Origin of the sequence: Butyrivibrio hungatei (assembly GCF_900101605.1) — a bacterium.
Classification (GTDB): domain Bacteria; phylum Bacillota; class Clostridia; order Lachnospirales; family Lachnospiraceae; genus Butyrivibrio; species Butyrivibrio hungatei_B.
This window is the reverse complement of record NZ_FMUR01000012.1, coordinates 21,070-46,585: the sequence shown is the minus strand read 5'-3', so window position 1 is coordinate 46,585 and position 25,516 is coordinate 21,070. Positions and strand designations below refer to the sequence as shown.

22 protein-coding genes and 1 other annotated feature are annotated in these 25,516 nt (G+C 42.4%); of the genes, 3 read left to right on the top strand and 19 right to left on the bottom strand.

Annotation, left to right across the window (positions count from 1 at the left end; translation table 11 throughout):
* Positions 1-16 precede the first annotated feature (16 nt).
* From BLP87_RS10415 to BLP87_RS10365, 11 genes are all read right to left on the bottom strand, one after another.
* Positions 17-3,889, bottom strand: a complete 3,873-nt coding sequence (locus BLP87_RS10415) for a DNA-directed RNA polymerase subunit beta (protein ID WP_074462656.1) — start codon at positions 3,887-3,889, stop codon at positions 17-19.
* Positions 3,890-4,189: 300 nt separating this feature from the next.
* Positions 4,190-4,564: a 50S ribosomal protein L7/L12 gene (gene rplL / locus BLP87_RS10410; RefSeq protein ID WP_026655666.1), complete on the bottom strand. Its 375-nt coding sequence runs from the start codon at positions 4,562-4,564 to the stop codon at positions 4,190-4,192.
* 68 nt (positions 4,565-4,632) lie between these two features.
* Complete coding sequence (gene rplJ / locus BLP87_RS10405) at positions 4,633-5,211, bottom strand: 50S ribosomal protein L10 (protein ID WP_074462655.1); 579 nt, start codon at positions 5,209-5,211, stop codon at positions 4,633-4,635.
* A 24-nt stretch (positions 5,212-5,235) separates the two neighbouring features.
* Positions 5,236-5,370: a sequence feature (ribosomal protein L10 leader region), on the bottom strand.
* A 48-nt stretch (positions 5,371-5,418) separates the two neighbouring features.
* Positions 5,419-6,663 (bottom strand): CapA family protein, encoded by a 1,245-nt coding sequence (locus tag BLP87_RS10400; protein WP_074462654.1) that lies wholly within the window; start codon positions 6,661-6,663, stop codon positions 5,419-5,421.
* Between the two features lie 103 nt (positions 6,664-6,766).
* Positions 6,767-7,456, bottom strand: a complete 690-nt coding sequence (gene rplA / locus BLP87_RS10395; RefSeq protein WP_026515652.1) for a 50S ribosomal protein L1 — start codon at positions 7,454-7,456, stop codon at positions 6,767-6,769.
* Positions 7,457-7,469: 13 nt separating this feature from the next.
* On the bottom strand, positions 7,470-7,895 hold the full coding sequence (rplK, locus tag BLP87_RS10390; RefSeq protein ID WP_074462653.1) for a 50S ribosomal protein L11: 426 nt from the start codon (positions 7,893-7,895) through the stop codon (positions 7,470-7,472).
* A 144-nt stretch (positions 7,896-8,039) separates the two neighbouring features.
* Positions 8,040-8,666: a transcription termination/antitermination protein NusG gene (nusG, locus tag BLP87_RS10385; protein ID WP_081670765.1), complete on the bottom strand. Its 627-nt coding sequence runs from the start codon at positions 8,664-8,666 to the stop codon at positions 8,040-8,042.
* Between the two features lie 12 nt (positions 8,667-8,678).
* The gene (gene secE / locus BLP87_RS10380) at positions 8,679-8,936 is read right to left on the bottom strand and encodes a preprotein translocase subunit SecE (RefSeq protein ID WP_074462652.1); all 258 of its coding nucleotides are present in this window, start codon (positions 8,934-8,936) and stop codon (positions 8,679-8,681) included.
* 33 nt (positions 8,937-8,969) lie between these two features.
* Positions 8,970-9,119 (bottom strand): 50S ribosomal protein L33, encoded by a 150-nt coding sequence (gene rpmG, locus BLP87_RS10375; protein WP_026515656.1) that lies wholly within the window; start codon positions 9,117-9,119, stop codon positions 8,970-8,972.
* 135 nt (positions 9,120-9,254) lie between these two features.
* Positions 9,255-10,310: a glycosyltransferase gene (locus BLP87_RS10370; RefSeq protein ID WP_074462651.1), complete on the bottom strand. Its 1,056-nt coding sequence runs from the start codon at positions 10,308-10,310 to the stop codon at positions 9,255-9,257.
* Positions 10,303-12,210 (bottom strand): hypothetical protein, encoded by a 1,908-nt coding sequence (locus tag BLP87_RS10365; protein WP_074462650.1) that lies wholly within the window; start codon positions 12,208-12,210, stop codon positions 10,303-10,305. The genes BLP87_RS10370 and BLP87_RS10365 overlap by 8 nt, the downstream gene beginning before the upstream one ends.
* 247 nt (positions 12,211-12,457) lie before the next feature.
* Here BLP87_RS10365 and fliD point away from each other — a divergent pair, with 247 nt between their 5' ends.
* Positions 12,458-13,768 carry a flagellar filament capping protein FliD gene (gene fliD, locus BLP87_RS10360; protein ID WP_074462649.1) on the top strand — a complete coding sequence of 437 codons (1,311 nt, stop codon included), beginning with the start codon at positions 12,458-12,460 and terminating at the stop codon, positions 13,766-13,768.
* Positions 13,769-13,851: 83 nt separating this feature from the next.
* On the opposite strand, the gene glf is transcribed toward fliD, so the two are convergent.
* From glf to BLP87_RS10320, 8 genes are all read right to left on the bottom strand, one after another.
* A complete protein-coding gene (gene glf, locus BLP87_RS10355) occupies positions 13,852-15,048 on the bottom strand; it encodes a UDP-galactopyranose mutase (protein ID WP_074462700.1) in 1,197 nt (398 codons plus the stop codon).
* Positions 15,049-15,201: 153 nt separating this feature from the next.
* A complete protein-coding gene (locus BLP87_RS10350) occupies positions 15,202-15,537 on the bottom strand; it encodes a hypothetical protein (RefSeq protein WP_026515661.1) in 336 nt (111 codons plus the stop codon).
* A gap of 366 nt (positions 15,538-15,903) precedes the next feature.
* Complete coding sequence (locus BLP87_RS10345) at positions 15,904-16,644, bottom strand: hypothetical protein (protein ID WP_074462648.1); 741 nt, start codon at positions 16,642-16,644, stop codon at positions 15,904-15,906.
* A 36-nt stretch (positions 16,645-16,680) separates the two neighbouring features.
* On the bottom strand, positions 16,681-18,297 hold the full coding sequence (locus BLP87_RS10340; RefSeq protein WP_074462647.1) for a glycosyltransferase: 1,617 nt from the start codon (positions 18,295-18,297) through the stop codon (positions 16,681-16,683).
* Positions 18,298-18,409: 112 nt separating this feature from the next.
* Complete coding sequence (locus BLP87_RS10335; RefSeq protein WP_074462646.1) at positions 18,410-19,351, bottom strand: NAD-dependent epimerase/dehydratase family protein; 942 nt, start codon at positions 19,349-19,351, stop codon at positions 18,410-18,412.
* A gap of 6 nt (positions 19,352-19,357) precedes the next feature.
* Complete coding sequence (rfbH, locus tag BLP87_RS10330) at positions 19,358-20,740, bottom strand: lipopolysaccharide biosynthesis protein RfbH (protein ID WP_074462645.1); 1,383 nt, start codon at positions 20,738-20,740, stop codon at positions 19,358-19,360.
* A 16-nt stretch (positions 20,741-20,756) separates the two neighbouring features.
* Entirely contained in the window at positions 20,757-21,848 is a 1,092-nt protein-coding gene (rfbG, locus tag BLP87_RS10325) for a CDP-glucose 4,6-dehydratase (RefSeq protein ID WP_074462699.1), read from the bottom strand.
* Positions 21,848-22,870 (bottom strand): tetratricopeptide repeat-containing glycosyltransferase family 2 protein, encoded by a 1,023-nt coding sequence (locus BLP87_RS10320; protein WP_034462050.1) that lies wholly within the window; start codon positions 22,868-22,870, stop codon positions 21,848-21,850. The genes rfbG and BLP87_RS10320 overlap by 1 nt, the downstream gene beginning before the upstream one ends.
* 226 nt (positions 22,871-23,096) lie before the next feature.
* Between BLP87_RS10320 and BLP87_RS10315 the strand changes: the two genes are divergently transcribed.
* On the top strand, positions 23,097-24,203 hold the full coding sequence (locus tag BLP87_RS10315) for an NHL repeat-containing protein (RefSeq protein ID WP_074462644.1): 1,107 nt from the start codon (positions 23,097-23,099) through the stop codon (positions 24,201-24,203).
* Between the two features lie 95 nt (positions 24,204-24,298).
* Entirely contained in the window at positions 24,299-25,381 is a 1,083-nt protein-coding gene (locus BLP87_RS10310; protein WP_027209483.1) for a GGDEF domain-containing protein, read from the top strand.
* Positions 25,382-25,516 lie beyond the last annotated feature (135 nt).

Sequence of the window (25,516 nt, the reverse complement as noted above, 5' to 3'; positions counted from 1 at the left end):
TGTTAGTTACTGCAAATCACTCGTCATCAGATGCATCGCCAAAGTCATCAAAACTGTCATCTGAATCAAAGTTTCCGGAATCTTCAACTTCCGATACAAGTTCACCACTTTCATCGAAACGCTGCTGTGTATATCCGTTTGCCTCAAATGATTCCTGTCCATAGTCACGACCTGCGTTATCGCCTTCAATCTCTGTGCGATAATCAGAATCTGTATAATCAACGCTCTCTTTGATTTCAACTTCTGTGTTGTCTTCGCGAAGAACTTTGATGTCAAGTCCGAGTGACTGAAGTTCCTTTAAGAGAACCTTGAATGACTCAGGTACTCCGGGTTCAGGTATATTGTCACCCTTGATAATTGCTTCATATGTCTTAACACGTCCAACAACATCATCAGACTTAACTGTAAGAATCTCCTGCAATGTGTATGCAGCACCATATGCTTCCAACGCCCAAACTTCCATCTCACCGAAACGCTGTCCACCGAACTGAGCTTTACCACCCAGAGGCTGCTGTGTAACAAGTGAGTAAGGGCCGGTTGAACGAGCATGGATCTTATCGTCAACAAGGTGATGGAGCTTAAGGTAATGCATGTGTCCGATTGTTGTCGGGCTGTCAAACTTCTGACCTGTTCTACCGTCACGAAGCTGAACTTTTCCGTCAGATCTTATCGGAACACCCTTCCAGAGCTCTCTGTGATCTCTGTTCTCGTATAAGTAATCCATAATCTCAGGAACTACAAGATCTTTGTACTTAGCTTCAAAATCTTCCCATGAGTTGTTAACGTAATCGTTAGCCATCTCAAGTGTATCCTGAATATCAATCTCGTTAGCACCGTCAAAGATAGGTGTTGCGATATTAAATCCAAGTGCCTTGGCAGCAAGTGAAAGATGTATCTCGAGGACCTGTCCGATATTCATACGTGAAGGAACGCCGAGAGGGTTAAGCACGATATCGAGAGGTCTTCCGTTGGGAAGATAAGGCATATCCTCGATAGGAAGTACGCGGGAAACGACACCCTTGTTACCGTGACGTCCTGCCATCTTATCACCTACGGAAATCTTTCTCTTCTGTGCTATATAAATACGAACTGCCTGGTTAACACCTGGTGAAAGCTCGTCTCCGTTCTCTCTTGTAAATACCTTTGCATCAACGATGATACCGTATTCACCGTGAGGAACCTTAAGAGATGTATCTCTTACTTCTCTAGCCTTCTCACCGAAGATTGCTCTGAGAAGTCTCTCTTCTGCTGTAAGCTCTGTTTCTCCCTTAGGAGTAACCTTACCTACAAGGATATCACCGGCACGAACCTCAGCACCGATACGGATAATTCCGCGATCGTCAAGATCCTTGAGTGCATCATCACCGACACCGGGAACGTCTCTTGTGATTTCTTCAGGTCCAAGCTTTGTTTCACGGGCTTCTGCCTCATATTCCTCAATATGTACAGATGTAAATACATCATCACGTACAAGTCTCTCTGAAAGAAGGACAGCATCCTCGTAGTTATAACCTTCCCATGTCATGAATCCGATGAGAGGGTTCTTACCAAGTCCGAGTTCTCCCTGTGAAGTTGAAGGACCGTCGGCAATAACCTGTCCTGCTTCAACGTGGTCGCCCTTAAATACGATAGGTCTCTGGTTGTAGCAGTTACTCTGGTTAGATCTCTGGAACTTAATAAGATGGAATTCTTCTTTTTCTCCATCATCATATGTCATCTGAATAAGCTTACTGTCAACAAAATCAACAGTTCCGGCTTTTCTTGCGACTACGCAGACACCTGAGTCAACAGCTGCCTTACGCTCCATTCCTGTTCCTACTGCAGGAGCTTCTGTTGTAAGAAGCGGCACCGCCTGACGTTGCATGTTTGATCCCATGAGCGCACGGTTAGCATCGTCGTTCTCAAGGAAAGGAATAAGTGCTGTAGCTACAGAGAATACCATTCTCGGAGACACGTCCATATACTCAAATGCAGTCTTAGGATATGCTGATGTCTCCTCTCTGTAACGACCGGAAACTGTGTTGTTCTTAAAGTATCCGTTTTCGTCAAGAGGTGTATTAGCCTGAGCTACATGATAATTATCTTCTTCATCTGCTGTAAGGTATTCAACCTCGTCAGTTACTCTGGGATTCTCCGGATCTGACTGATCTACCTTACGATAAGGAGCCTCTACGAAACCATAATCATTGACTCTTGCATAACTTGCAAGTGAGTTGATAAGACCGATGTTAGGTCCTTCAGGTGTCTCGATAGGGCACATACGTCCATAGTGTGTATAGTGTACGTCTCGAACCTCGAATCCGGCTCTGTCTCTTGAAAGACCACCGGGTCCCAATGCTGAAAGACGTCTCTTGTGAGTAAGCTCACCAAGAGGGTTGTTCTGATCCATGAACTGTGAAAGCTGTGATGAACCAAAGAATTCTTTAACAGCTGCCTGTACAGGCTTAATGTTAATAAGAATCTGAGGAGAAACTTCCTCTGTATCATGAGTTGTCATTCTCTCACGAACAACTCTCTCAAGTCTTGAAAGACCGATACGATACTGATTCTGAAGAAGCTCACCTACGCAACGGATACGTCTGTTACCCAAGTGGTCGATATCATCGTCATTACCGATACCGTATTCAAGGTTGATGTTATAGTTGATAGAAGCAATAATGTCTTCTCTGGTAATGTGCTTAGGAATAAGATCATGCACACGCTTCTTGATTGTCTCAGCAAGTCCCTCAGGATCGTTCTTAGCTGTGTACTCATCAAGGATTTCCTTGAGCACAGGATAATAAACATCCTCATTGATTCCAAGTTCTGCAGGATCACACTCAATGAAGTGTGTAATATCAACCATCATATTAGAAAGAACCTTTACATTGCGTTCTTCCTCCTGAAGGTAAACATAAGGAATAGCAGAATTCTGGATTTCTGTTGCAAGCGCGCGGTCAACCTTGGTACCTGCAGATGCGATCATCTCACCTGTAAGCTCGTCAACAACGTCCTGTGCAAGCACATGACCATTAATTCTGTTCTTGAAATGTAATTTCTTATTGAACTTATATCTTCCAACCTTAGCAAGATCATATCTTCTTGAATCGAAGAACATTGCATTGATAAGGCTCTCTGCGCTCTCTACAGAAAGAGGCTCACCGGGACGGATTTTTCTGTACAGTTCAAGAAGGCCGCTCTGATAATCCGATGAAGCGTCCTTTGAAAAGCTTCCCTGAATCTTGGGCTCATCGCCGAAGAGTTCGAGAATTTCTTCATTTGTACCTATTCCGAGAGCTCTGATAAGAACTGTTACGGGAACCTTTCTCGTTCTGTCAACTCTTGCGTAGAATACGTCATTGGAGTCTGTCTCATACTCAAGCCATGCACCTCTGTTAGGAATAACAGTACATGCTATAAGTTCCTTTCCAACCTTATCGTATGTGATATCGTAGTAGATACCGGGGGAACGTACCAACTGACTGACTATAACTCGCTCGGCGCCGTTGATAACGAACGTGCCCGTCGCAGTCATAAGAGGAAGGTCGCCCATAAATATTTCATGTTCCGTAAATTCGTTCTTTTCCTTGTTGTGAAGGCGAACCTTTACCTTTAAAGGTGCAGCAAATGTTGCATCTCTCTCCTTGCACTTCTCAATCGTATTCTTATTTTTGTCAATCTCATCCTCGCAAAGCTTGAAATCAACAAATTCCAGACTGAGTTTGCCACTGTAGTCCTCAATAGGAGAGATATCGTCAAAGACTTCTTTCAAGCCTTCGTCGAGAAACCACTGATAGGAATTCTTCTGAACTTCAATCAGGTTCGGCATCTCCAGGACTTCCTTCTGGCGCTGGAAGCTCATTCGGATGTTCTTACCAGAGCCGGTAGGATGTAATCTGTTTTTTTCCATTGACATTCACCCCGTTCTTTAAGTTTTTTTGATATTGATAAAGACTCTTACCTGCAAGACAGTATAAAAATGCACAGTAAGACACACTACACCATAATAGTGCATCATCCATTGTACTTCTATAGAAACTTCATGTCAAGCAAAATTTAATATTTACTTTCAGAAATTTTAGAAAATTTAGATTTTATGAAGCCTAAAGATTATCAGCTTCAGGAACAGAACCCTGAAAGAGCTGATTTAAAGAAAGTAAAAGACGGACTGCTTATAGCAATCCGCCTTTGAATTTGCATAAAAATCAAATTACTTAAGAGTAACCTTAGCGCCTTCAGCCTCAACCTTAGCCTTGATCTCATCAGCCTCAGCCTTTGAAGCGTTCTCCTTGATTACCTTAGGAGCGCCCTCTACGAGATCCTTTGCTTCCTTAAGTCCAAGACCTGTGATCTCACGAACAACTTTGATAACCTTAACCTTGTTAGCACCAACCTCTGTAAGCTCAACGTTGAACTCAGTCTTCTCTTCAGCACCTGCTGCGCCAGCGCCTGCTGCTGCAACTACTACTCCAGCTGCTGCAGATACACCAAACTCTTCCTCGCAAGCCTTTACAAGATCATTTAATTCAAGAACTGTTAACTCTTTGATAGCATCAATAATTTCTGCTGTAGACAACTTTGCCATTTTTATACCTCCGTATAGTTTTATTCATAAATATTATATGTTTCGTTTTTTACGAAGCCTTGCACAGATTACTCTGCTGCAGGTGCTTCAGTTGCAGCTTCTTCTGCTGCGGGTGCTTCAGCTGTTTCAGCCGGAGCAGCTTCCTCTGTTGCAGGAGCTTCCTCGCCACCCTTCTCTGCGATCTGCTTGATAACGCGAGCGAAGTTTGTGATAGGTGACTGCATAGAGCCAAGCAACTTTGAAAGAAGAACATCCTTTGAAGGGATCTCAGCGATCTCAGTCATTGCTGCCGCGTCATAGAATTTACCTTCTATAACACCACCCTTAATCTCAAGGGCCTTAGCCTGCTTAGCGAAATCATAAAGAACACGTGCAGGAGCTGCAGGATCTGTTGTAGATACAGCCATTGCACTAGGTCCGTTGAGGAGATCTCCAAGCTGTTCAAAATCTGTTCCCTTGAACGCGAAGTTCATCATTGTGTTCTTATAAACCTTGTAAGTTACGCCTTCTTCACGAAGTTTCTTACGAAGCTCTGTGTCCTGCGCAACAGTAAGTCCGCGGTGATCTACAAGAACAACTGCCTGAGCGTCTTTGATCTTCTCTGAAATCTCTTCAACTACAGGCTTTTTAAGTTCAACCTTTGCCATTTTTTTACCTCCTTATTAGAATAAAATCCCGAAAAAAAACTCTCGAAGACATCGAGAGTTGAAAAGTCTGAAACTTTAACTTTTCCTCGGCAGGCGAATAATAATCATTATGTTCTGTAAAAGAACACCTGCTGTCTTCGGCTTTAGTTCTGCGTTTTCACACAAAACCTCATATATACTAACACGCAATAGGCGCATTGTCAACATCTATTTAGAACTAATATTACCTTTTTCATCCATGTTTATTCCGGGAGACATACTGCGCATCGAATCCATAATACGTATCTTCTCCTCTCCGCTTGCGGCAAATACAGTGCATCCCTGCTGAATTCCGGGAATAAACTGAAGATTGACGTTTCCGTCATTACTAAATGTTGCTTTCACCATACATGTATCCTGCGTCTTTGAAGTAAAAATATAATTTCCGAGACTATATACAACAGGAACACCTTTGACATAATCTATCGGCTGAAGCACATGCGGATGAGATCCGATTATAAGATTTGCTCCCGCATCTGCAATTTCTACCGCCTGATCTCTCTGGAGATAATCAATCTCTGTGGTACTCTCCGTGCCCCAATGAATGAATACGACAACATATGCATTTTTCGCCCTGGCTTCTCTGATCCTGTCAAGCAAAAGAGAATCATCAAGGCACCTGAAAACTCCGGGTGATGTTTCGGTCGCTTCCTTAGTATCCGGATTTGAAAGTCTCTCAATCTGTGTTGCGCAGATAATCGCGATCTTCATTCCGTTTTCGGTAAAGTAGTATATAGGGTGCGATGCTTCCTCAATGTTTCTTCCCGCTCCTCCGTATATGACACCTGCATTTTTCAGAGCATCAAACGAATCAACAAGCGCCTGCTCCCCATAGTCATACGCATGATTATTGGCAAGCGATACCATATCAACGCCCATCTCTTTAAGAACCTTTGTTGTCTCCGGTCTTGCTCTGAACGTATATGTCTTATCCGGAGTCGGTTCTCCGCCTGTAGAGTAAGGAAACTCATTATTAACGAGCATTACATCAACATTCTTCATCTCAGACAGAAGTCTTTTTCCGAAAACTCCGCGCACGGAATCACCGTGTTTCTTGAATGCCTCTCCAACTGCGTAATTTTCATCAAAGAGAATATCTCCTGCAAAACCGATCGTCACGGTATCTTTGTCTTTTGTTTTGATGAAATACGAATATCCTTCATCACCTTCAGGTATTTCTGCAACATTTCCTGCATTATCTTTTTCGGAAATTGCAGTATTTTTGACCTGACCGGCTTCCGGTATAACATCCCATACCGAAAGGATACTTTCGCTATCATTCGGTGTTCCGCTCAATAAAGCAACTATTCCGATTACAATAATCCCACTAAATACCACAATCAGGAATGTTGCCGCAAACGCGAACGATGCATTTCTTAAAGTTTTTGTGTTTTTAGCAAAATGTTGTCTCATAAAAAAGAGTATACCACAATATATAGTTCAAAGGAACTTCCGCTTGGCAAGTGCTCTGCTCAAAAAAAGAACGAATCTTTCGATTCGTTCTTTAGTGTATTTATCAATATTTGTTTGCTACAACTTTTACGCCGGGGCCCATTGTTGTTGCAAGAGTGATGCTCTTGAGGTACTGACCCTTTACAGATGAAGGCTTAGCCTTTGCGATTGCATCCATAAGTGCGTTGAAGTTCTGCTCAAGCTGTTCCTCTGAGAAAGAAGCCTTTCCAACAGGAACATGAATGATGTTAGCCTTGTCAAGTCTGTACTCGATCTTACCGGCTTTGATATCATTGACAGCCTTAGTTACATCCATAGTAACTGTGCCTGCCTTAGGGTTAGGCATGAGACCCTTAGGTCCGAGAACCTTACCGAGACGTCCTACAACACCCATCATGTCAGGTGTAGCAACTACAACGTCGAAATCAAGCCATCCTTCGTTCTGGATCTTAGGAATAAGCTCCTCACCACCAACGAAATCTGCTCCGGCAGCCTGAGCCTCGTCAAGCTTTGTTCCCTTAGCAAATACAAGAACCTTAACAGTCTTACCTGTTCCGTTAGGAAGAACAACAGCGCCTCTGATCTGCTGATCAGCGTGACGGCTGTCACAACCTGTCTTGATATGAACTTCTACAGTTTCATCAAATTTAGCAGTTGCTGATTTCTTAACAAGAGCTATTGCATCAGCGGCTTCATACTGCTGTGTCTTATCAATAAGCTTAGCAGCTTCTAAGTATTTCTTTCCGTGTTTCATCTCTCATCCTCCATCAGTCTTCTACTACGATTCCCATACTACGTGCTGTTCCGGCGATCATGCTCATAGCAGCATCGATATCAACAGCATTAAGGTCAGGCATCTTTGTCTCTGCAATCTTTCTAACTTCTTCCTTAGAAATTGTTGCAACCTTAGTCTTGTTAGGAACTCCTGAACCCTTCTGGATCTTAGCAGCTTTCTTAAGAAGAACTGCTGCAGGTGGAGTCTTTGTGATGAATGTGAAACTTCTGTCTGCATATACAGTGATAACTACAGGGATGATAACGTCACCCTTGTCTGCTGTACGTGCGTTGAACTGCTTTGTAAATTCACCGATGTTTACACCGTGCTGACCAAGTGCGGGTCCAACCGGTGGTGCTGGTGTTGCTTTACCAGCCTGGATCTGTAACTTAATGTATCCTTCGACTTTCTTTGCCATTTTGGCACCTCCTGAAAATATGTGGTCGGCGCATCATCTCCTGGAAACGATGCTCCCACTCCAGTGACACGCCCTAAAAGGGCTATATATCCAAACGCTCACGCGCTCAAATATCAAAAATAAACTATTGATCTGCTACACAGATCAGCTGTCAATTCTTCTTACTTCAGCAAAGCTGATCTCTACAGGTGTCTCACGTCCAAAGAGATCTACGTTAATGGTAGCTGTCTGCTTACCAAAATCCATTCTCTGAACAACACCCGCCGTATCCTTCCAAACTCCGGCTACAACTGCGATCTCATCACCAACACCGAAATCAACAGAAACTGTATCTGTCTTAATTCCGAGAGGCTTGATCTCAGCATCTGTAAGAGGAACCGGCTTACTTCCGGGACCCACAAAACCGGTAACACCACGTGTATTACGCACTACATACCAGGTCTCATCGTTCATATCCATGTTCACGAGGACATAGCCGGGGAACATCTTTCTCTGAACGTTCTTGCGAACACCATTCTTAACCTCAACCACATCCTGAAGAGGAATCCTTACTTCAAAGATCTGATTCTCAAGATGTCTGTTGATAATGGCACTCTCAAGATTATCCTTAACCTTCTTCTCGTATCCGGAATATGTGTGCACTACATACCAATGAGCGTTTTCGTTTGTATCAGTACTCTGTGTTTCAGCCGCTGCCTCATTATCTGCGGAAGCGGTTGAATCTGATAATACCTCATCAGATTCAAAAGACTTTTCCATCTCTTCTGACATATTATCTCCTTATTATTTAGAAACAGACATTAAAAGGTTAATGCCTTCTTCAAACGCATAGTCCAATACAGCTATCAAGATACAGCAAACAATAGAAGCAACCACAACTGCGGTTGTCTGCTTAACAACATCATCTTTTGTAAGCCAGATAATCTTGCCAATTTCCGCCTTTACGCCTTCAAAAAAGTCTCTGATCTTGCCAAAGAATGACTTACCGGATTTATTTTTTGAAGTTTTGGACTTGTTCTCTACTACCTTGGTCTCTTCCATACCCGCAGTCTACCTCCTATACAAGGCTGAAAATTACTTTGTCTCTTTATGTAAAGTATGAGCTTTGCAGAAAGGGCAATATTTCTTCATCTCAACACGATCAGGATGTGTCTTCTTATCCTTTGTTGTGTCATAGTTACGATTTTTGCACTCTGTGCAAGCCAATGTAATTCTTGTACGCATTATCTCACCTCCGGGCGTAATAGTCGTTGTAACATCAATACTTAAACAACTTATTTTTAAGCATAAAAAAAAGACATAAATCTTTTGTCGCCTACTCAATATATCATACAGACATACCTTCGTCAACGAATTTTTTTATCTATAGATAAACTCCCTCTGCACATAAAAACTGAGAAGGAAAAGTATTCCGTCAACAGCTATTTTTATGCACACTTCCGGGACCATCGGCAAAATGCCGTGTCCGGCCGTTACAAAAAATCCACTTAGCAGCATGATAGCCACCGCCAGCGCAAAATAAGAAACCGCCGCTTTCGATCTTTCTTTTCCACCCGAAAAAACAATTTCATAATTAATAAAGAAATTATATGTTGCGGATATAACTCTCGCCAATATGGTAGAAAGCATGATATATCCCATCTTTACAGGTGCGTTTGCAAATATGGCACAAAAGAATCCGAAAAGCACCATATCAAGAAGACTCGATGAAACAGACGAAAGCAAAAATTTAAAGAAGACCGCATAAATCCTGAGTGAATCCAATAAAGGATTAAAGTGGCTCGACTTATTTTCCTCAAGATATATGGTATCAACCGGAACTTCTATTATTTTGATGTCCTTTTCCTTCGTGGCGATGAGCATATTCGTCTCAAACTCAAAACGCTCCCCTTTTTCGGTCAAAAGATATTTCATAAAGTCCGCACCGATTCCGCGAAGCCCTGTCTGTGTATCACTTATCTTAAGTCCCAGAAGAAGATTCATAACACGACTTGTTGTCTTGTTTCCAAACACGCTTCTTGCAGGGATTCCGGGCTTTCCAAAATCTCTGACACCGAGAATGAGCGACTTAATGTTAGCCGCAAGAACTTCGCCGCACTTGCAGATATCTTTTACCGAGTGTTGTCCGTCCGAATCCGCGGTAACAACCCCCACAAGATCCTCATATTCATTGATACAGTGATTAAAAGCCTCTTTAAGTGCCCTGCCTTTTCCCATATTTACAGCATTTCTCAAGGTCACGGCGCCAAGCTTCCTGACCTCTTCAAAAGTGTGTCCGTACTTTGCCGGATCCGAGCCGTCATCAACCACGATGACCGGTTCCGGTGTTGTTTCAACAAGCTCTTTTACCAATCTGATAAGTTCTTCCCCCGGTTCATACGCCGGAATGACTATAGGAACAGCACCTTTACTCAAGAGTTACTCCCCTCCCACTATTTTCTATTTTGTATATTCTGCAACTTTCGAACTTACTCCCTTCTTTTAAAAGGGGTAAAAAAAGATCTTTCGAGATTTCATCATTATCTTCAATGTACAGATATGAAGCGTGGCTTGCAAGCAATTTACTTACGATTGACGACGGATCATCGGATTCGGTCATAAATACGTCATAAACAAGTGCAACGGGTGACGCCGCCTTGTTGATGTATGCATTGTGAACCCAGTAGGATAAATGCCCGTCACGCATGACAAGAACTCTTTTCCCCGGTAGCTCATCCACAGATGATACGGTATCCACAAGCTTTTTCCCGTTTTCACCGATCATATCCTCTATGTAAGCCCTGTTTTTCTCCGCAACATCTCTGTATCCGTTTATATAAAAAAGAAAACCTTTATAATCCGCAGTCAAAAAGACAAATACAAGAAAAGCCGCCGCAAGCGCCTTTGTATTTTTTAATACACCCGACTCATTATACAATACCCCGGCCAAAAGATACACCCCGCCAAGCATAAACGGGCAACCGTACCGTGCGATTGAAAGTGACATCGCATAAGCATCAAGGTACTGATCTTCCGTCTGGAAAATCGAAATATGCGCAAGGAAAATTATCCCATAAGCCACAAGTGCCGTAGCTACGACAAATATCGCAAGCTTTGCGGTATCTTTTTTGCCCGTCACATTAATATGACACAGATATACAATAAACAAGATCATTACGATCAGCATTGCACCCGCAGAAACATCTATTGTCGGATTGCTGTCCCCGTGCATGGGAAGAAGCCAAAATCCCTTCATGAAAAAGCCCGCTTTATCCATAGTATTTGCAGGGACCACATAGTCGCCCGAAGTTGCAAAGCGTATTCCCGCTCCCGTCAGCTTCGCAACCCTCCTGTTGATAAAGCAAAAGCACAGCCATGAACCGTAGACCATAAAACTTGAAGCAGCGGAAACTATATACTTTCGCATATTCTTTTGCCCAAAAACAATTCCGAAAATAAACGCAAATGCCGCCCATTCGGCTCCGACCGATTTGGTCAAAAGAAGTACCGATGCGTACAAAAAAATCTTTATATAGTAAAAATCTTCGTTTCCCGTGTTCTCTTTGCCGCGTCTGCCGCTCCAAAGTGTCAGAAGAAGCGCCCCGTACACAATTGCCATCGTCACGTCCGCCGGGGTTCCGTAGTAGATTATTCCGTTGAAGATTCCGGGAAAAAGAACCATCGCCGCAAAGCAGAACACCGTAAGCACATTCTTTTTTGCCCCGGAGAACTTATCCGCCGCTTTCTTCACAACTCCAAAAAGAGGCATCATGAATATTGTATTGGTCACGAAATATCCGAGAAACTGCAGGTTTTCTCTGTACTTACCAAGTCCCGTAAAAAGAAACATGCACTTATACAATGAGCCCGCGGGCGGATAATCACCAAACTCAGGCGATACATTGCCATACTTTCCCGCAAATCCGTTCAGATAAAAAATCTGCTTGGCATCCTGTGACCAGAAATTAATGTCATCCCACCACGAAAAAGCAAGTCCCGACGTAAGAAAGCCCATTATCACAGAAGTCACGATAAGCCCGATAACTTCGGGAGATAAGATACTTTTCCCAAGTGCCTCAAGCCTTTTGCTCTCAGCATTTTTCTTTTTATCCATAAAAAAAGAAATAACGCTCAGCACTATATACAGAGAAGCCTCAACAAACACGCCGCGCAGCGTGCCAATGATGGCAAGAACATACATGGTAAGCCCCAGAGCCGCATATGCTACAGGAAGCGTACTTGCCATATTCTCCTTATATCTGTATGAAAAATTTGCAGCCATTAGAATTACTGCGGCCGCGCACAGAATGAATCCGATAAGATTGACAGTCCACATACTATGTTTCCTATTCCCAAATTAGTATTTTCAGATAAAAAGAAAAACAAAATTATTATAGTATTAATATTCCATTAAATCATCGCTTTTCACTATTTTTTCACTAAAAAACGATTGACATTTGCACAATAATATATAAAATGTAAGTAACTAAAGGTGGCTAAGTATGCCCTCGTGCGTCTGATGTCAATGGAATGACAGAATCATTATACCGCACGTATATCAAGGAAGAAAGGAGGGGCATCGCATGGCAGGAATATCTCTAAATGGTGTTTATAACCATTTCATACAGGACCACGTGTCCAAAGATGTTACACAGGCCGACGCACATCGAAAGGATGAGCTTAGGGATGTGTATAAGTCGATTGCAAAAATAAACAAAAACTCCCCTCTTTATTTACTTTCAAATGATGACGATGTGCGTATTGACGCAATAGATATAAAAGAGCGCGCAAGACAGCTTCAAAACAGTATCTTTAACCTCAGCGATCAGGAAGATAAATCTTCCCTGAATCACACTTCTGCTTTCTCGACAGACCCTGATACGGTTGTTGCTTCTTATATCGGCAAGACTCCGAACGAAGATGTCGGAACTGCAGGTTTTGATATTGAAGTATCTCAGCTCGCTTCTCAGCAGGTTAATACGGGACTTATGCTTTCAACGGATTCATCGAGCGTACTTCCTCCCGACAATTATTCATTTGATGTAAAGGTCGGCGAGCAGGAATTTGAATTTCAGTTCAGTATTTACGGTACCGACAAGAATATAGATGTTCTCCAGAAACTCGAAAAACTTATAAACAAGGCTGATATAGGTCTTTCGGCAGAAATAATAGAAGGAACCAACAGCCGCTCCGCACTCCAGATCTCATCGAAGCACACAGGTCTTCATCCCGGAGAACTCAGTCAGTTCGAGATTTATGAGACTGACGGAGAGCTTAAAAGCGGTGCAGTTGCCGCACTTGGTCTTGATATGGTCTCCGCTCCCGCTTCAAATGCGCACTTTGCACTAAACGGTGATGAGAAAACAGCCATTTCAAACCACTTCACAGTCGGCTCCAAGTTCGACATTCACTTAAACGGTGTCACAGAGCCCGGCGATTCGATACATGTCGGTGTAAAAAAAGACAACGAGGCGCTTGTAAACCATATAACCGCCCTAATCGACAACTACAACAGTTTTGTACAGGACGTTGCGCAGGAACACGATTCCAAATACAAAGGTGATAAACTCAGATCTGAAGCAATCTCAATTGCAAGACAGCACATAAAAGATACCGATGCACTCGGAATCAAACTCGAAGGCGACGGTATAATTTCGATAGATACGGACGTGCTCAAGGAAGCTGTTACAACAAGCAATAACACCGACGCACTTGAACCAATCAAGAAGTTCTCGGAATCACTTCTTTCGATGGCAAAAGAAATCTCGGTTAATCCGATGAAGTACGTTGACAGACCTGTCGTTAATTACAAAAACCCCGACAACAAGGAAAATGTGGCATCGCCATACATCACAAGTGAATATTCGGGTATGATGTTCAACAATTATTGTTGAAGCCCGGTTTTACATAGAGAAACAGCCCGCATGGTACATCATCTTAAGATCAAATGCACCGATTGCGGGCTGTTTCTATTTATTTATGCGTTATTCTTACTTAAATCCAGCGCTTCTCTTATGACCTGATCCATATTGTAATACTTGTACTGTCCAAGTCTTCCTCCAAAGAGAATGTTTGGATATTCTTTTGAAAGCTCTGTATATTTCTTAAAGAGCTCGTTATTCTTATCATCATTCATCGGATAATAGGGCTCATCGCCGTGTTTCCACTCAGCGGGATATTCTCTTGTTATAACAGTTCCTTTTCCCGTTCCGTACTCAAAATGCTTATGTTCGATTATTCTGGTAAAAGGAATCTCGCGCTCAGTGTAGTTCACAACTGCATTTCCCTGATAGTTATCGACTTCGGGAAGTTCCTCTGTCTCGAACCTAAGCGATCTGTACTCAAGAGTTCCGAGCTTATATCCAAAGAATTCATCTATCATTCCGGTGAAAAGAATCTTTTCAAAACTGTCACCCGTCACCGAAGTATACGGTTCCGCGGGAACGTTGCCGCTCATATTTACAAAGTCATAGTAATCAACCGATGTCTTTACCGCTATTGTTCCCGAAAGCTTCTCCGAATCTGCACTGAGAAGAAGGAGTTTGGAAACAAGTTCCGTATATCCGCCGATCGGAATACCCTGATATCTGTCATTGAAATAATTGTTGTCATATATAAATCTCATCGGGAGACGTCTTATTATAAATGCAGGAAGTTCCTTGCAATCCCTTCCCCACTGCTTCTCGGTATATCCCTTTACAAGCTTTTCATAAATATCTCTTCCCGCAAGACTAAGCGCCTGCTCTTCGAGATTGTCCGCAGAAAAAGTATCAGTGCCCTTCTCTTTGTTTATTCTCTCGATTTCTTCCTGCGCCTGCTTGTCGATAATAGCCTTTGCTTCTTCGGGAGTCTTTATGCCCCACATCTTGCTGAAGGTATTCATGTTAAACGGAAGATTATAGAGTTCATTTCCATATACGGCAACAGGGCTGTTGATATAATTATTAAACTCCGCAAATCTGTTAACATATTCCCAGACTTCTTTGTCCGAGGTATGAAATATATGTGCTCCGTACTTGTGCACATTGATTCCAAGCTTATTCTCGGTATATATATTTCCTCCGATATGCTCTCTCTTATCAATTACAAGCACATCTTTTCCATTGGCAGCCATCTCATGTGCAAATACAGCACCGAAAAGTCCCGCTCCGACAATCAAATAATCGTATCTCATATCCCCAATTGCATGATATAAGCTAAAACCATGCTTTCCTTTCTCTGATATTCCCCTATTATACCTGTTCTTGTGCAAAAAGCAAAAAACAAACGGAACAAAGAAGAACTCATCCTCTTTGTTCCGCCAATTAATCATTTGTTAAATTTCGAATCAGTCAGCCTGATACTTGTCAAGCTGTGAAAAATCTCCCATCATGTCAAGGATTTTCTTACGTCCTGCTTTATTAAGCTTAACATACTGCTGCATAACACGGTTCTCTACAATCTTCTTTCCAAGATCTGCGCCCTGCTCAAGTGTTGAAAAATCAACAGGGTTAAGATTCAAACGATCGCACATTTTGATAACTGTTCCGTATGCCATTCCCTCAATTCCTCTATCAAGTGCTGTAACCAATGTGCTGTATGGTATAGACATATCTATAGCAAACTGTCTTACGCTCTTATACTGCAGAAGAATTTCCTTCTTCAAAATTTCAGCTTTTGTCATGTTGCATAACCTCCTAAATCTTTTCTCTTTTGCGTCTCTTTTCTTTTGCATCCCCTAGTCTATCACATAGACGTTATTTCGTCATTCCTTTTTAAGAAAATTACCTGCTAAAATTTTCTTAAGAATAACGATACTTTTTCGGCAATTTAACGAAATTGTAGGAGGAAACATTTTTTTGCGAAAGTGTTCACACATTCATCACATTTTATTGTTAAAATATGAGACTTTTTCCCGTTCACCCCCTCCAAAATCTTCCGATATTGCCTAGGATTTCTATATATTATTATACGAAAAAACAAATAGTACGCAAGTACTATTTGTCGTAAATTTTTTTATGCTTTTCTGTTGTATCAAATAGCGTGAACCCTATACCCCACGTACATCTTCAATTCTATTGTTTAAAAAAGACATAACCTCGTTGTATATATCTTTCGGAATACTGTATATTTTGTGAATATTTCCGTCACACAAAATATCAATCGTACCCATTTTCTTTTTTACCGAAACGATATTTTTGAAATCAACGATTTCCTTGCCCATATCATTATTTCCCTTGAATTCAAGGCGTTCCGAAAAAATGCTGAGCACTCCCTCTTTAAAGCCTTCCGTAGCTTTCACCTCATATTCGGGGTCGTCAACTCCAAGAACCGAGTCAAATCCGCGCGCTCCCGTCTCAGATACCATGACAGGTGCCGTAAGATCTGCCTCTCTGACTCTTTTCTCCGATGCCTCTTCATCATCGTCATCAAATTTTATGACATTTGTCTCGATAAGCCCCGACACCGTATTGTATGCCGCTTTAATCGCATATCCCGAATTTACCAGGAGTGTGATATTCTTACTCCTTATCTTTTGCCTGAACTTAAGCGCATGGAATCCCGCCTTGACCGCAAAACATATAGTCTCTCCGGGTTTTACCTCATATAGCTGCCTCTCGTCGAGAAATACCATCATTACATTTCCGTCAGAGCTTCTGTGTCCGGCGCATGCAATCTGGATCAGATAGTCCTTTCCGTCCTCAAAAAGCTTTTTACCACACAGCGGGCAAAAATTTATTCTAAGGCTGATATTATCCGGCAACACTCTTTTACAATTAGGGCAATTCATATGTACTCACCTCATAAGTTTTTTATCTCAAAAAAATCACTCATTAAGCAGTTTATCAAGACGCTCCGAATCAAATCCCGCATCAGCGTTGGATTTTATGATGTCCATAAGCTCGTCATTTTCGTTATTTATCTTCTCGCTGAGGAAAAGACCGTCCGCCTTAAGATACCGCATGATCTGCCCGATACTGACATGTTTTCTCTCTGCTATTACTATGTCAAAAGACCTGTCCGCCCACGGAAGTCTCATGGTATTTATGTCTCCGAATGCCACATCGTCCGCGATAAGTTCGGAAATACCCGCTTCAAATGAATTTGTACAAACTCCTGCAATAAACGTATCGGGGCAACTGCTTTTTATGTAAGATGCATTTGCTCCGAAGCCACAGGTAAAATCGAGAATCCTGAGCCCTTCTTTTCTCTTTTCATATAAGTCTTTGACGGCATTTGCGACTTCAAACCACGGAAGGCAATAACCCCAAATATCAAATCCCCACTTATCCACAAATTTATTTCTGCTCTCCGTCATGGCATTTTCATTTTCCGCAAATCCCGTTCCGCCGTTGTGATAAATAAAAGCATTTTTGCAGACATATTGCTCAAATCCCGCTCTGGCAAGTCTGATTCCCAGATCGTCATCTTCAAAGTATCCCGGAGAAAAAAGTTCATCAAAAACTTTATAATCCTGCGCAACGCACCTTACAGCCTCCCTTGACAGCATCATCGCAAATCCCGTAAGTCGAAACCTCTTGATATATGGCCTTTTCATCGGATATGTATGCTCATAAGCGTAGTCTTTGAATATATTGACACTTCTGTCAACTCCAAGCTTCCTGTGCCAGAGCTCTCCGAGCTCCTCTCCCGCATACGTTGACAGCTCCTCAGGCGTTACTTCCTGAAGTGACGCACTGTTTGAAAGCGCACCGACAGCACCGACGTTTCTATTGTCATAAAGCCCCATTCTCAAGAAAAGTACTGCATTCTGCGTAAGGATTGCATCATTGTTCAGATAAAAAATATCATTGTTCCTGTCACAGCACACGCTTCCTATATTGCAGCCTTTGGGAAATCCCGAGTTCTCGTCGTTTAATATGAGCTTGAACCTGTAATTTACACTCTTGGCTTTTTCTTTAAGATATTCTCTTACACCCTCTTCAGTCGAAGAATTATCCACAACCACGATCTCATATGCACCCTCAGGCACATATTTTTCAACCGAGTCAATGCATCTTTTCAAAAGATCGAGGTCATTGTGCGACAAGATCATAATGCTCAGTTTTCTGACTCTGAGTGCGCGATTTTCTTTAAGTTCGTCCATCGCATTTTTTATGACTTCTCTGTCATTTTCATCCGCGCAATACGCCAAAGCCGCCTCAAAAGCGAGGTATGCCTGATTGACATTGATGTCTGCATAGTACAATCCAAGCATATAAAAAAGCTCGTAGTTACCTCCATCGTAGGCAATTCCTCGAGCTATCGCATCATATTCAGCTGTTGAGTCAGCGAGCGCCTCCCACAAAGAAGCCTCCAAAAGACACAACTTAGCTGCATCCTTCGGCTCTTTTTCACTGATATGTAAATATTCTTCCTGAAATTCGTATAACGCTTCCCTATAGTCTCCTGTCGCTATAAGCTCCGTCAGCTTCTCATACATTTTATTCCCCACCCCTGACATAATCGCACACCGCGGATTACCTTATACTTACATTTATGGTATCTTTTGAAAAAAATAATGTCAAGCGCGATGCCGTTTAAAAGAAATTTGTTTATTGATAATATTTTATTGATTCCTCAAAGCTGACTTTTGGCTCCCAGCCGGTGTCTTTTTTTATCTTTTCACCCGAAACTTCAAGTGATACAAAAGGATTCGCCCTGTTCCCGTAGCTGATAAGGCTTTCATCGGCGCCGACACACTTTGCTGCTCTTACCACAAAGTTCTTTAACCTGTCATAGTCACCGTTTGCGATATTATAAACCTCTCCGGTCACTCCTTTTTCAAAAAGAGCTATTATCGCATCCGCCGCATCTCCGGCATCAAGATAATCCCAGAACTGCTCGCAGGAACTTAAGCTGACTTTTTCGCCTGCCGCAAGTTTCCTGACAACATCGGGAAGCATCCTTCCTTCCGGCTCATATTTGCCGATAAGGCTGAATATTCTGCCCCATATAAAATCAATCCCAAGTATCCTTGCTTTTGACTCCATCAGATAATAAGCTGCCGCCTTGCAACTTCCGTACGCCGAAAAAGGCTCAAGCGAAAGCTCTTCCGTTATAAGTCCGCTCTTAACTCCGTACTCAGCCTGCGAACCTATACCTACCACCCTTATCGAAACGTCCATATTTTTGCTTTTAAGGCATTTTTCTTTAATATCGCGCGCAGAATCCAGCAAGCACAGAGAACCGTCTATATTTCGCCTCTGAGCATCAAAATCATCCCTTTGGCCTCCCCATGACAGATGGAAAAGAGCAATCGCCTCTGCACTTCTTATATCACCCTCGTCGATATAGCCGCATATCTTGTCATAATCTTCCATATCGATGAGCACTTTTCTCAAAGACTCACTCTCCTCAAATCTTTCGTTGTGAGCCGAGCCTTTTCTTCCTATCGCATAAACTTTATACCCATAATCTAACAGGTGCTCTGTCAGATTAGCTCCCGCAAATCCAAAGGCACCTGTCACTATGGCAATCTTACCATTATTTTTCATATTTGATTAAACCGCTCTCCCGCATGCTTTCTTGATAACGTTTGCCATGAACTCGATCTTGTCGTCGTTAAGTCCGGGATATACTCCGATCCAGAACGCATTGTTCATAACATAATCAGTCACGGACAGATCTCCGATAACTCTGTAATCACCGGCATCTTCAACATTCTTCTTGCATACAAACTCATCAAAGCAAGGATGTTTTGTAACATTTCCGCTAAAGAGAAGTCTTGTCTGAATGTTGTTATCCTCAAGAGCCTTGGTAATGGCATTTCTTGTAAGTTCGTTGCCGTTTCCGTCCTTAGCTCCCTCTTTCACGCCCATGATAAATCCAAACCATGAAGGATTGCTGTTTTCGGCAGGTTCGGGAAGAATAAGAACATCGCTGAGACACTCAAGCTTCTCATGAAGCAGCTTCCAGTTCTTTCTTCTTGCATCCGCAAATCCGATCAGCTTATCAAGCTGCGCACATCCGACTGCCGCCTGCATATCGGTAGCCTTGAGATTATATCCCAGATGGCTGTAAACATATTTGTGATCGTATCCAACGGGAAGCTTACCAAACTTGCCGTCAAATCTGTGGCCGCAGAAATTGTCTTTTCCGGGAGGACAGATGCAATCGCGTCCCCAGTCTCTGTAACTTCTTACAAGCTTGTGAAGAAGGGCATTGTCTGTATATACACATCCGCCTTCTCCCATTGTAATGTGGTGCGGAGGATAGAAACTTGATGTTCCTATATCGCCCCATGTTCCCGTAAATGCTGTCTTTCCGTCAATAGTATACTCTGAACCGAGCGCATCACAGTTATCCTCAACAAGCCAGAGTCCGTGCTTGTCACAGAACTCTCTTACAGCCTTAAGATCAAAAGGATTTCCGAGCGTATGCGCGATCATAACAGCCTTCGTTCTTGAACTAAGTGCCTCTTCAAGCATTGTAACGTCAATATTGTACTGAGGTACGGTAACGTCCACAAATACAGGCACTGCTCCATACTGCATGATCGGTGCTACTGTTGTTGGGAATCCGCAGGCAACAGTGATAACTTCGTCGCCTCTCTTTATCTGTCTGTCACCGAGTTCCGGCGCTGTAAGCGCCATAAAAGCAATAAGATTCGCAGAAGATCCGCTGTTTACAAGGCTTGCAAATCTGACATTTAAAAGCTCCGCAAATCTCTTTTCGAATTCATCCGTATATCTTCCCGCTGTAAGCCAGAAATCAAGTGAAGAATCCACAAGATTTATAACTTCCTTCTCATCAAAAACCCTTCCCGAATAAGGGATTCTGTCTCCCTTGGTAAAGCTGTCATTATCTTTTTTCAAAAAACGGTTATAATAATCCGCAACCAGGTTTAAAATCTGCTCCCTGGCCTGCTGTTCGCTATTACTCATCTCTTACTCTTTTCTCCTATACCTGTTTATAATACTCGTTTATCTGATCCATCATGCATTTTACGGCTTCGCCCTTAAAATATGCACAAGTCCACTCTGCGGTCTTTGCCACCGCGTCGTCAATATTCCATTTCGGCGACCACTTAAGTCTACTCTTTATCTTGGAACAGTCAAGTTTTAAGAAATTCGCCTCGTGAGGACCGCCATCCGGCCTTATCACGATCTTTATTTCATGCCCCTTAAAATTCTCATTTCCTGCATTTTCGGCCGCAAGCCTGTTCCATGAGTTGACAAAAGCCTCCGCAAGTCTTCCCGCAGTCACCGCGTCATCGTCATTTGGTCCGACATTGTAATATCCCGCATAAGCCTTATCCTCATACTGCTTCTGCGCCAGCAATATATATGCAGAGAGCGCCTCAAGCACATGCTGGAACGGTCTTGTCGAATCGGGATTTCTAAGAACTATATCATCGCCCTTCTGCGCAGCTCTCACGCAATCAGGAATAAGTCTGTCATTGGCAAAATCGCCGCCTCCTATGACATTTCCTGCTCTCGCTGTAGAAACGGCAATTCCAAGCTCATTAAAAAAAGAATTTATATAAGAATGTGTCACGAGTTCGGAACACGACTTACTGTTTGAATAGGGATCGAATCCGTCCAGCTTCTCATCCTCGCGGTAGCCCCATACCCACTCATTGTTCTCGTATACTTTATCCGTTGTCACATTCAAAAAAGACTTAACACTCGGGCAATTTCTCACACATTCGCACACATTTACAGTTCCCATGACGTTTGTCTCATAGGTATAACGAGGATCCTTGTATGAATCCCTTACAATAGGCTGCGCCGCAAGATGAAAAACGATCTCAGGCTTTGCCTTTTCAAAATATTCCTTAAGCTCCTCATAATTTCTGATATCGCCGATATGTGAATCCATCTCATTTGCAATACCTGAGATATCATACAGGTTCTCTTTTCCCTCTAAAGGCGCAAGAGAATATCCGTAAACATCGGCTCCCGCCATTATCATGATCTTGGAAAGCCAACTTCCCTTAAATCCCGTATGGCCCGTTATAAGCACTCTTTTCCCTTTGTAAAAATCTAACATCATTCACCTTTCTCTATCTCGGCAGCTTCCTTTTCATAATCCGCTGCCTGTTCTTCGTTGCCAAGCGCCTTGTAGCACTTTGCAAGCGCAAGTCTCGGAATTTCCTTGCCGGTCTTGATATCAATTATGCTCGCGCACTCATACGCCGCGTTGTAGAACCAGACTATAGCTTCGTCATAGTCCTCTTTTCCGTAATAATACTCTCCGAGTTCGCAGCACATCTCACTGCACATCTCGGTTGCGGCATCCTTAAGCGAATACTTAAGAAGCGCTTCGGCGTCTTTTTGAAGAACGGCCACATGCGCAAGTACGCAGCTCGCCTCCTTTATTTCATCAACGCTTCTCGTACTGTCTTTTACAGCTTCCGCAAAAAAATCTTTTGCCAAAATAAAATCTTCATCTTTTCCCGCCATAAAAAGCTCTCTGGCGTACATTCCGTGAAGCCTTTTGGAGATGCGTCTTCCGCCGGCAACAGCCTTCCTGAACGAAGAAAGGTCGCGCTCCGCATGGTTTTCTTTTGGCCGATGTATTATCTCAACCTCGCTGTTACAGATAACGGGATCGATGACCACCTGCTCGTGGATTGGATCCTCCCACCTGAAATTCCGCACTCTCTTAAAGAGCTTCGGACGAAGTTCCCTGTCATAATTGTAGACCGTCCGAAATGACAACTGATTGCAATAATACATCTGAACAATATCTATATCAAGTTCTTCAATATCTTTCTTTAGCCTGATGAACCTCTGCCTGTTGTCCTCATCGAGCTCCTCATCTGCATCCGCAGAATAAATGTAATCGCAAGTTGCAAGTGAAAAAGAATAATTTCTGGCCTCGCTGAAATCTCCCGTCCACTTAAAATCATAAACCTTTGCGCCGAACTCTTTGGCAATATCAACGGTCCTATCCTCGGAGCCTGTATCCACAACAATCATCTCGTCAACAATTCCCTGAAGGCTCTTAAGGCATTTCCCAAGATTCTCTTCTTCATTCTTAACTATCATGCAAAGACTGACTGTTATCATATTCTCCTCCGCTTTTTATCCCCTTTTAAAAAGATACCTCTTGCTCCACTTAATAATTTTACCTTAAAAACATATGTCTTTCTATATTTTATTGCCCGCAAAAGTGTATTAATGTACAATTTAAGTTAATGGCTGCATGCAGGTATGTTGACTTTAGATCAATTATTTCGCAGATAATTTATCCGACCGTCACCGTTCCGGCACAGCGGATTTGGTGGAAGGATCGATGATACAAAAAAGTTTTTGCAAAAAAATAATCTATATATTTATTCTGGTATTTGCAGTTATGCCGACGTCTTTTGGCTGTTCAAAACCAACAGAATCCACAGAAGTAAGCGCGCAAAAAGCATTGGAAAATCCTGTGCCCGCGCCTACTCCCTATAACAGCGAAAGTTTCATCGAAGAATCCTCTCTTACATGTGACGGCGAAGATCCAATCGCCGCTGCATCCGAATATACTCCCGGAAAAAATTACGATTCAAAACTAAGCGTTCCGACATACTTAACGAACATCGATGACACATGGTTTATTGTTGATTGTTACCACAACAGGGTGATCTATTCGGATTCGCTCGAAACACCTCTCAACGAGTGGAATATAATGACATCCGATGCCACAAGGCCTCATACGATTGCAAGTGACGGAAAAGTCTACATGATCGACGATACTGACAATAACAGAATTCTTATCTTTGAAAAAGTAGACGGTAAATTCATTCACACCCAGAGCTTCTACGACATAGGAATACGCCCGCACTACACAGTTTACGACGAAGCTACGGATACATTTTATGTGTGGAGTTCAATGACGGGTGAGCTCTTTTGCTTTAGGACCGACTCATCCACAGGCAGAGTTTATCTGACGGATAAAAGAAAGATTGATTCCCTTGACGGTATCTACATCCGCTCATTTTCTGTAATAGACGGCGATATCTACCTTGTATCGGGCGTCTCAGAAGAAGGAGCCGAGGCAACCATTCTTCAATGCGATCTTGCAACATTTGAGGTTAAGCAGATTTACGCCGTTCCCGACGAGCTTGCAGGAATGGTTCAGATAACCAAAATACAGGACTTCTACTACATCTCTGTTTCAACAGACAAGACCGGCAATCAGGATGTTGCGACTATCGTGCGCACCAAGTCTCTTAACGATCTTGCCGCAGGTGAATATGAAGATATCTACTCAAAATATTTTATCGGAGGAGGCACTCCATACTATATTTCTTCAGTAGGTGATACATATTTTCTTACAGAACACCGCCTTAAAGATCATTCTGTCTGGTCTTTCAAAGTTGAAGACAACGAAATCGCAGATGTACAGCCGATTTTCTAATGTACCTTTAAAATATCATCAATTTTTATAAAAATTTAATTTTTTTCTTTATCTCTGAACAATTTCCTAGTAAAATTGAATTAGGAGATATGAAAATGAGAATATTCGCAAACGTCAAAACGTCAATCAATCGATACAAAGACTATCGCACTATGACCAAAGACGATTTAGCGGACTTCTATCAGTCAAAGTGCGACTACTACCAGGAATATGTATGGGTATGCCTGGTAGTCGGAACTATTCTTTCAGTCTTTTACATAGTTCCGGATTATATGCTTAACGGCAGTATTATCCCCACGCTCATACCAAGACTCACGGTATTGGGTATTCTTTTGTTGTTTCTTATAGTCCTTCATTTCTCACACAGCAGGGCTGCCATAGTAACAGCGGACTATTTCCTTGTTCATTCCATAATTGTCACCACAATATGCGCAGCACACTTTCTGGGGCATAAGACTCTTGCAAGTGAATTTTTCCTGATAATGAATCTCATCTTTCTTATTGCCGGCTTTGTTGCAAGGATTAGGGAAATAACCGTTTCATATATCATTTTCTTCCTCGAGATTCTGATATCGCATTTCATCATACGCTATGAGAATTTTCCAATCATTATGATACTTATAATCCCATGTGGTCTTGCAGTCATCTTCTCTCACGTTATCCTGACATTCTTATATCTTGACCATTACAGGCTAAGCCAAAAACTTGAACTTGCAATGATCACAGACCCTCTGACTCAGGTTTACAACAGACATCTTTTGGAAAAAATAGTTACCAAAAATGCTCTTATGAACATGGAAGAACCCATTGCGATCGCAATGCTCGACATAGACAATTTTAAAAAGATAAACGACGAACACGGTCACTACACAGGTGATCTGACTCTCCTTTACATAGGACAGAAACTTTCAAAAGAAACTCATTCGGACGACTACGTTATACGCTTCGGCGGCGAAGAGTTCATCGTGATTTTTAAAAAGTGTGATATAAACAATGCCTGCGCCCGCATGGAGCAGTTCAGACAAGACGTAGAAAAAGCGGAAGATTCACCCGTTCCGTTTACAATATCAGTCGGCGTCTCCAAATACACCGGCGACTTCTCCAAAACAATCCAGAACGTAAATCACGCACTTACCAAAGCCAAAGATTCAGGCCGCAACAGTGTGGTTGTGGTGTAGTGAAGATGTGACGTAACCAAACAGGCAGATGTATATAATCTTTTGCTCAGGTTGTGCTAAACACTCCAATGAGCCCAAAACAGTAATCGATTCGTGCAATGGCACTCACGATTACTTGGTCTCATTTCCGTAGCA

Bases quoted from the DNA above. Each gene is read 5' to 3' on its own strand.
- BLP87_RS10400 (WP_074462654.1), bottom strand. From the start codon at position 6,663: ATGAGACAACATTTTGCTAAAAACACAAAAACTTTAAGAAATGCATCG.
- BLP87_RS10315 (WP_074462644.1), top strand. From the start codon at position 23,097: ATGATACAAAAAAGTTTTTGCAAAAAAATAATCTATATATTTATTCTG.
- BLP87_RS10340 (WP_074462647.1), bottom strand. From the start codon at position 18,297: ATGTATGAGAAGCTGACGGAGCTTATAGCGACAGGAGACTATAGGGAA.
- rplL (WP_026655666.1), bottom strand. From the start codon at position 4,564: ATGGCAAAGTTGTCTACAGCAGAAATTATTGATGCTATCAAAGAGTTA.
- rfbH (WP_074462645.1), bottom strand. From the start codon at position 20,740: ATGAGTAATAGCGAACAGCAGGCCAGGGAGCAGATTTTAAACCTGGTT.
- BLP87_RS10345 (WP_074462648.1), bottom strand. From the start codon at position 16,644: ATGAATTGCCCTAATTGTAAAAGAGTGTTGCCGGATAATATCAGCCTT.
- BLP87_RS10415 (WP_074462656.1), bottom strand. From the start codon at position 3,889: ATGGAAAAAAACAGATTACATCCTACCGGCTCTGGTAAGAACATCCGA.
- rplJ (WP_074462655.1), bottom strand. From the start codon at position 5,211: ATGGCAAAGGTTGAACTTAAAAAGCCTGTAGTTGAAGAGATTTCAGAG.
- nusG (WP_081670765.1), bottom strand. From the start codon at position 8,666: ATGTCAGAAGAGATGGAAAAGTCTTTTGAATCTGATGAGGTATTATCA.
- BLP87_RS10350 (WP_026515661.1), bottom strand. From the start codon at position 15,537: ATGACAAAAGCTGAAATTTTGAAGAAGGAAATTCTTCTGCAGTATAAG.
- rplK (WP_074462653.1), bottom strand. From the start codon at position 7,895: ATGGCAAAGAAAGTCGAAGGATACATTAAGTTACAGATCCAGGCTGGT.
- BLP87_RS10365 (WP_074462650.1), bottom strand. From the start codon at position 12,210: ATGTGGACTGTCAATCTTATCGGATTCATTCTGTGCGCGGCCGCAGTA.
- rplA (WP_026515652.1), bottom strand. From the start codon at position 7,456: ATGAAACACGGAAAGAAATACTTAGAAGCTGCTAAGCTTATTGATAAG.
- rpmG (WP_026515656.1), bottom strand. From the start codon at position 9,119: ATGCGTACAAGAATTACATTGGCTTGCACAGAGTGCAAAAATCGTAAC.
- glf (WP_074462700.1), bottom strand. From the start codon at position 15,048: ATGAGATACGATTATTTGATTGTCGGAGCGGGACTTTTCGGTGCTGTA.
- fliD (WP_074462649.1), top strand. From the start codon at position 12,458: ATGGCAGGAATATCTCTAAATGGTGTTTATAACCATTTCATACAGGAC.
- BLP87_RS10310 (WP_027209483.1), top strand. From the start codon at position 24,299: ATGAGAATATTCGCAAACGTCAAAACGTCAATCAATCGATACAAAGAC.
- BLP87_RS10320 (WP_034462050.1), bottom strand. From the start codon at position 22,870: ATGATAACAGTCAGTCTTTGCATGATAGTTAAGAATGAAGAAGAGAAT.
- secE (WP_074462652.1), bottom strand. From the start codon at position 8,936: ATGGAAGAGACCAAGGTAGTAGAGAACAAGTCCAAAACTTCAAAAAAT.
- BLP87_RS10335 (WP_074462646.1), bottom strand. From the start codon at position 19,351: ATGAAAAATAATGGTAAGATTGCCATAGTGACAGGTGCCTTTGGATTT.
- rfbG (WP_074462699.1), bottom strand. From the start codon at position 21,848: ATGTTAGATTTTTACAAAGGGAAAAGAGTGCTTATAACGGGCCATACG.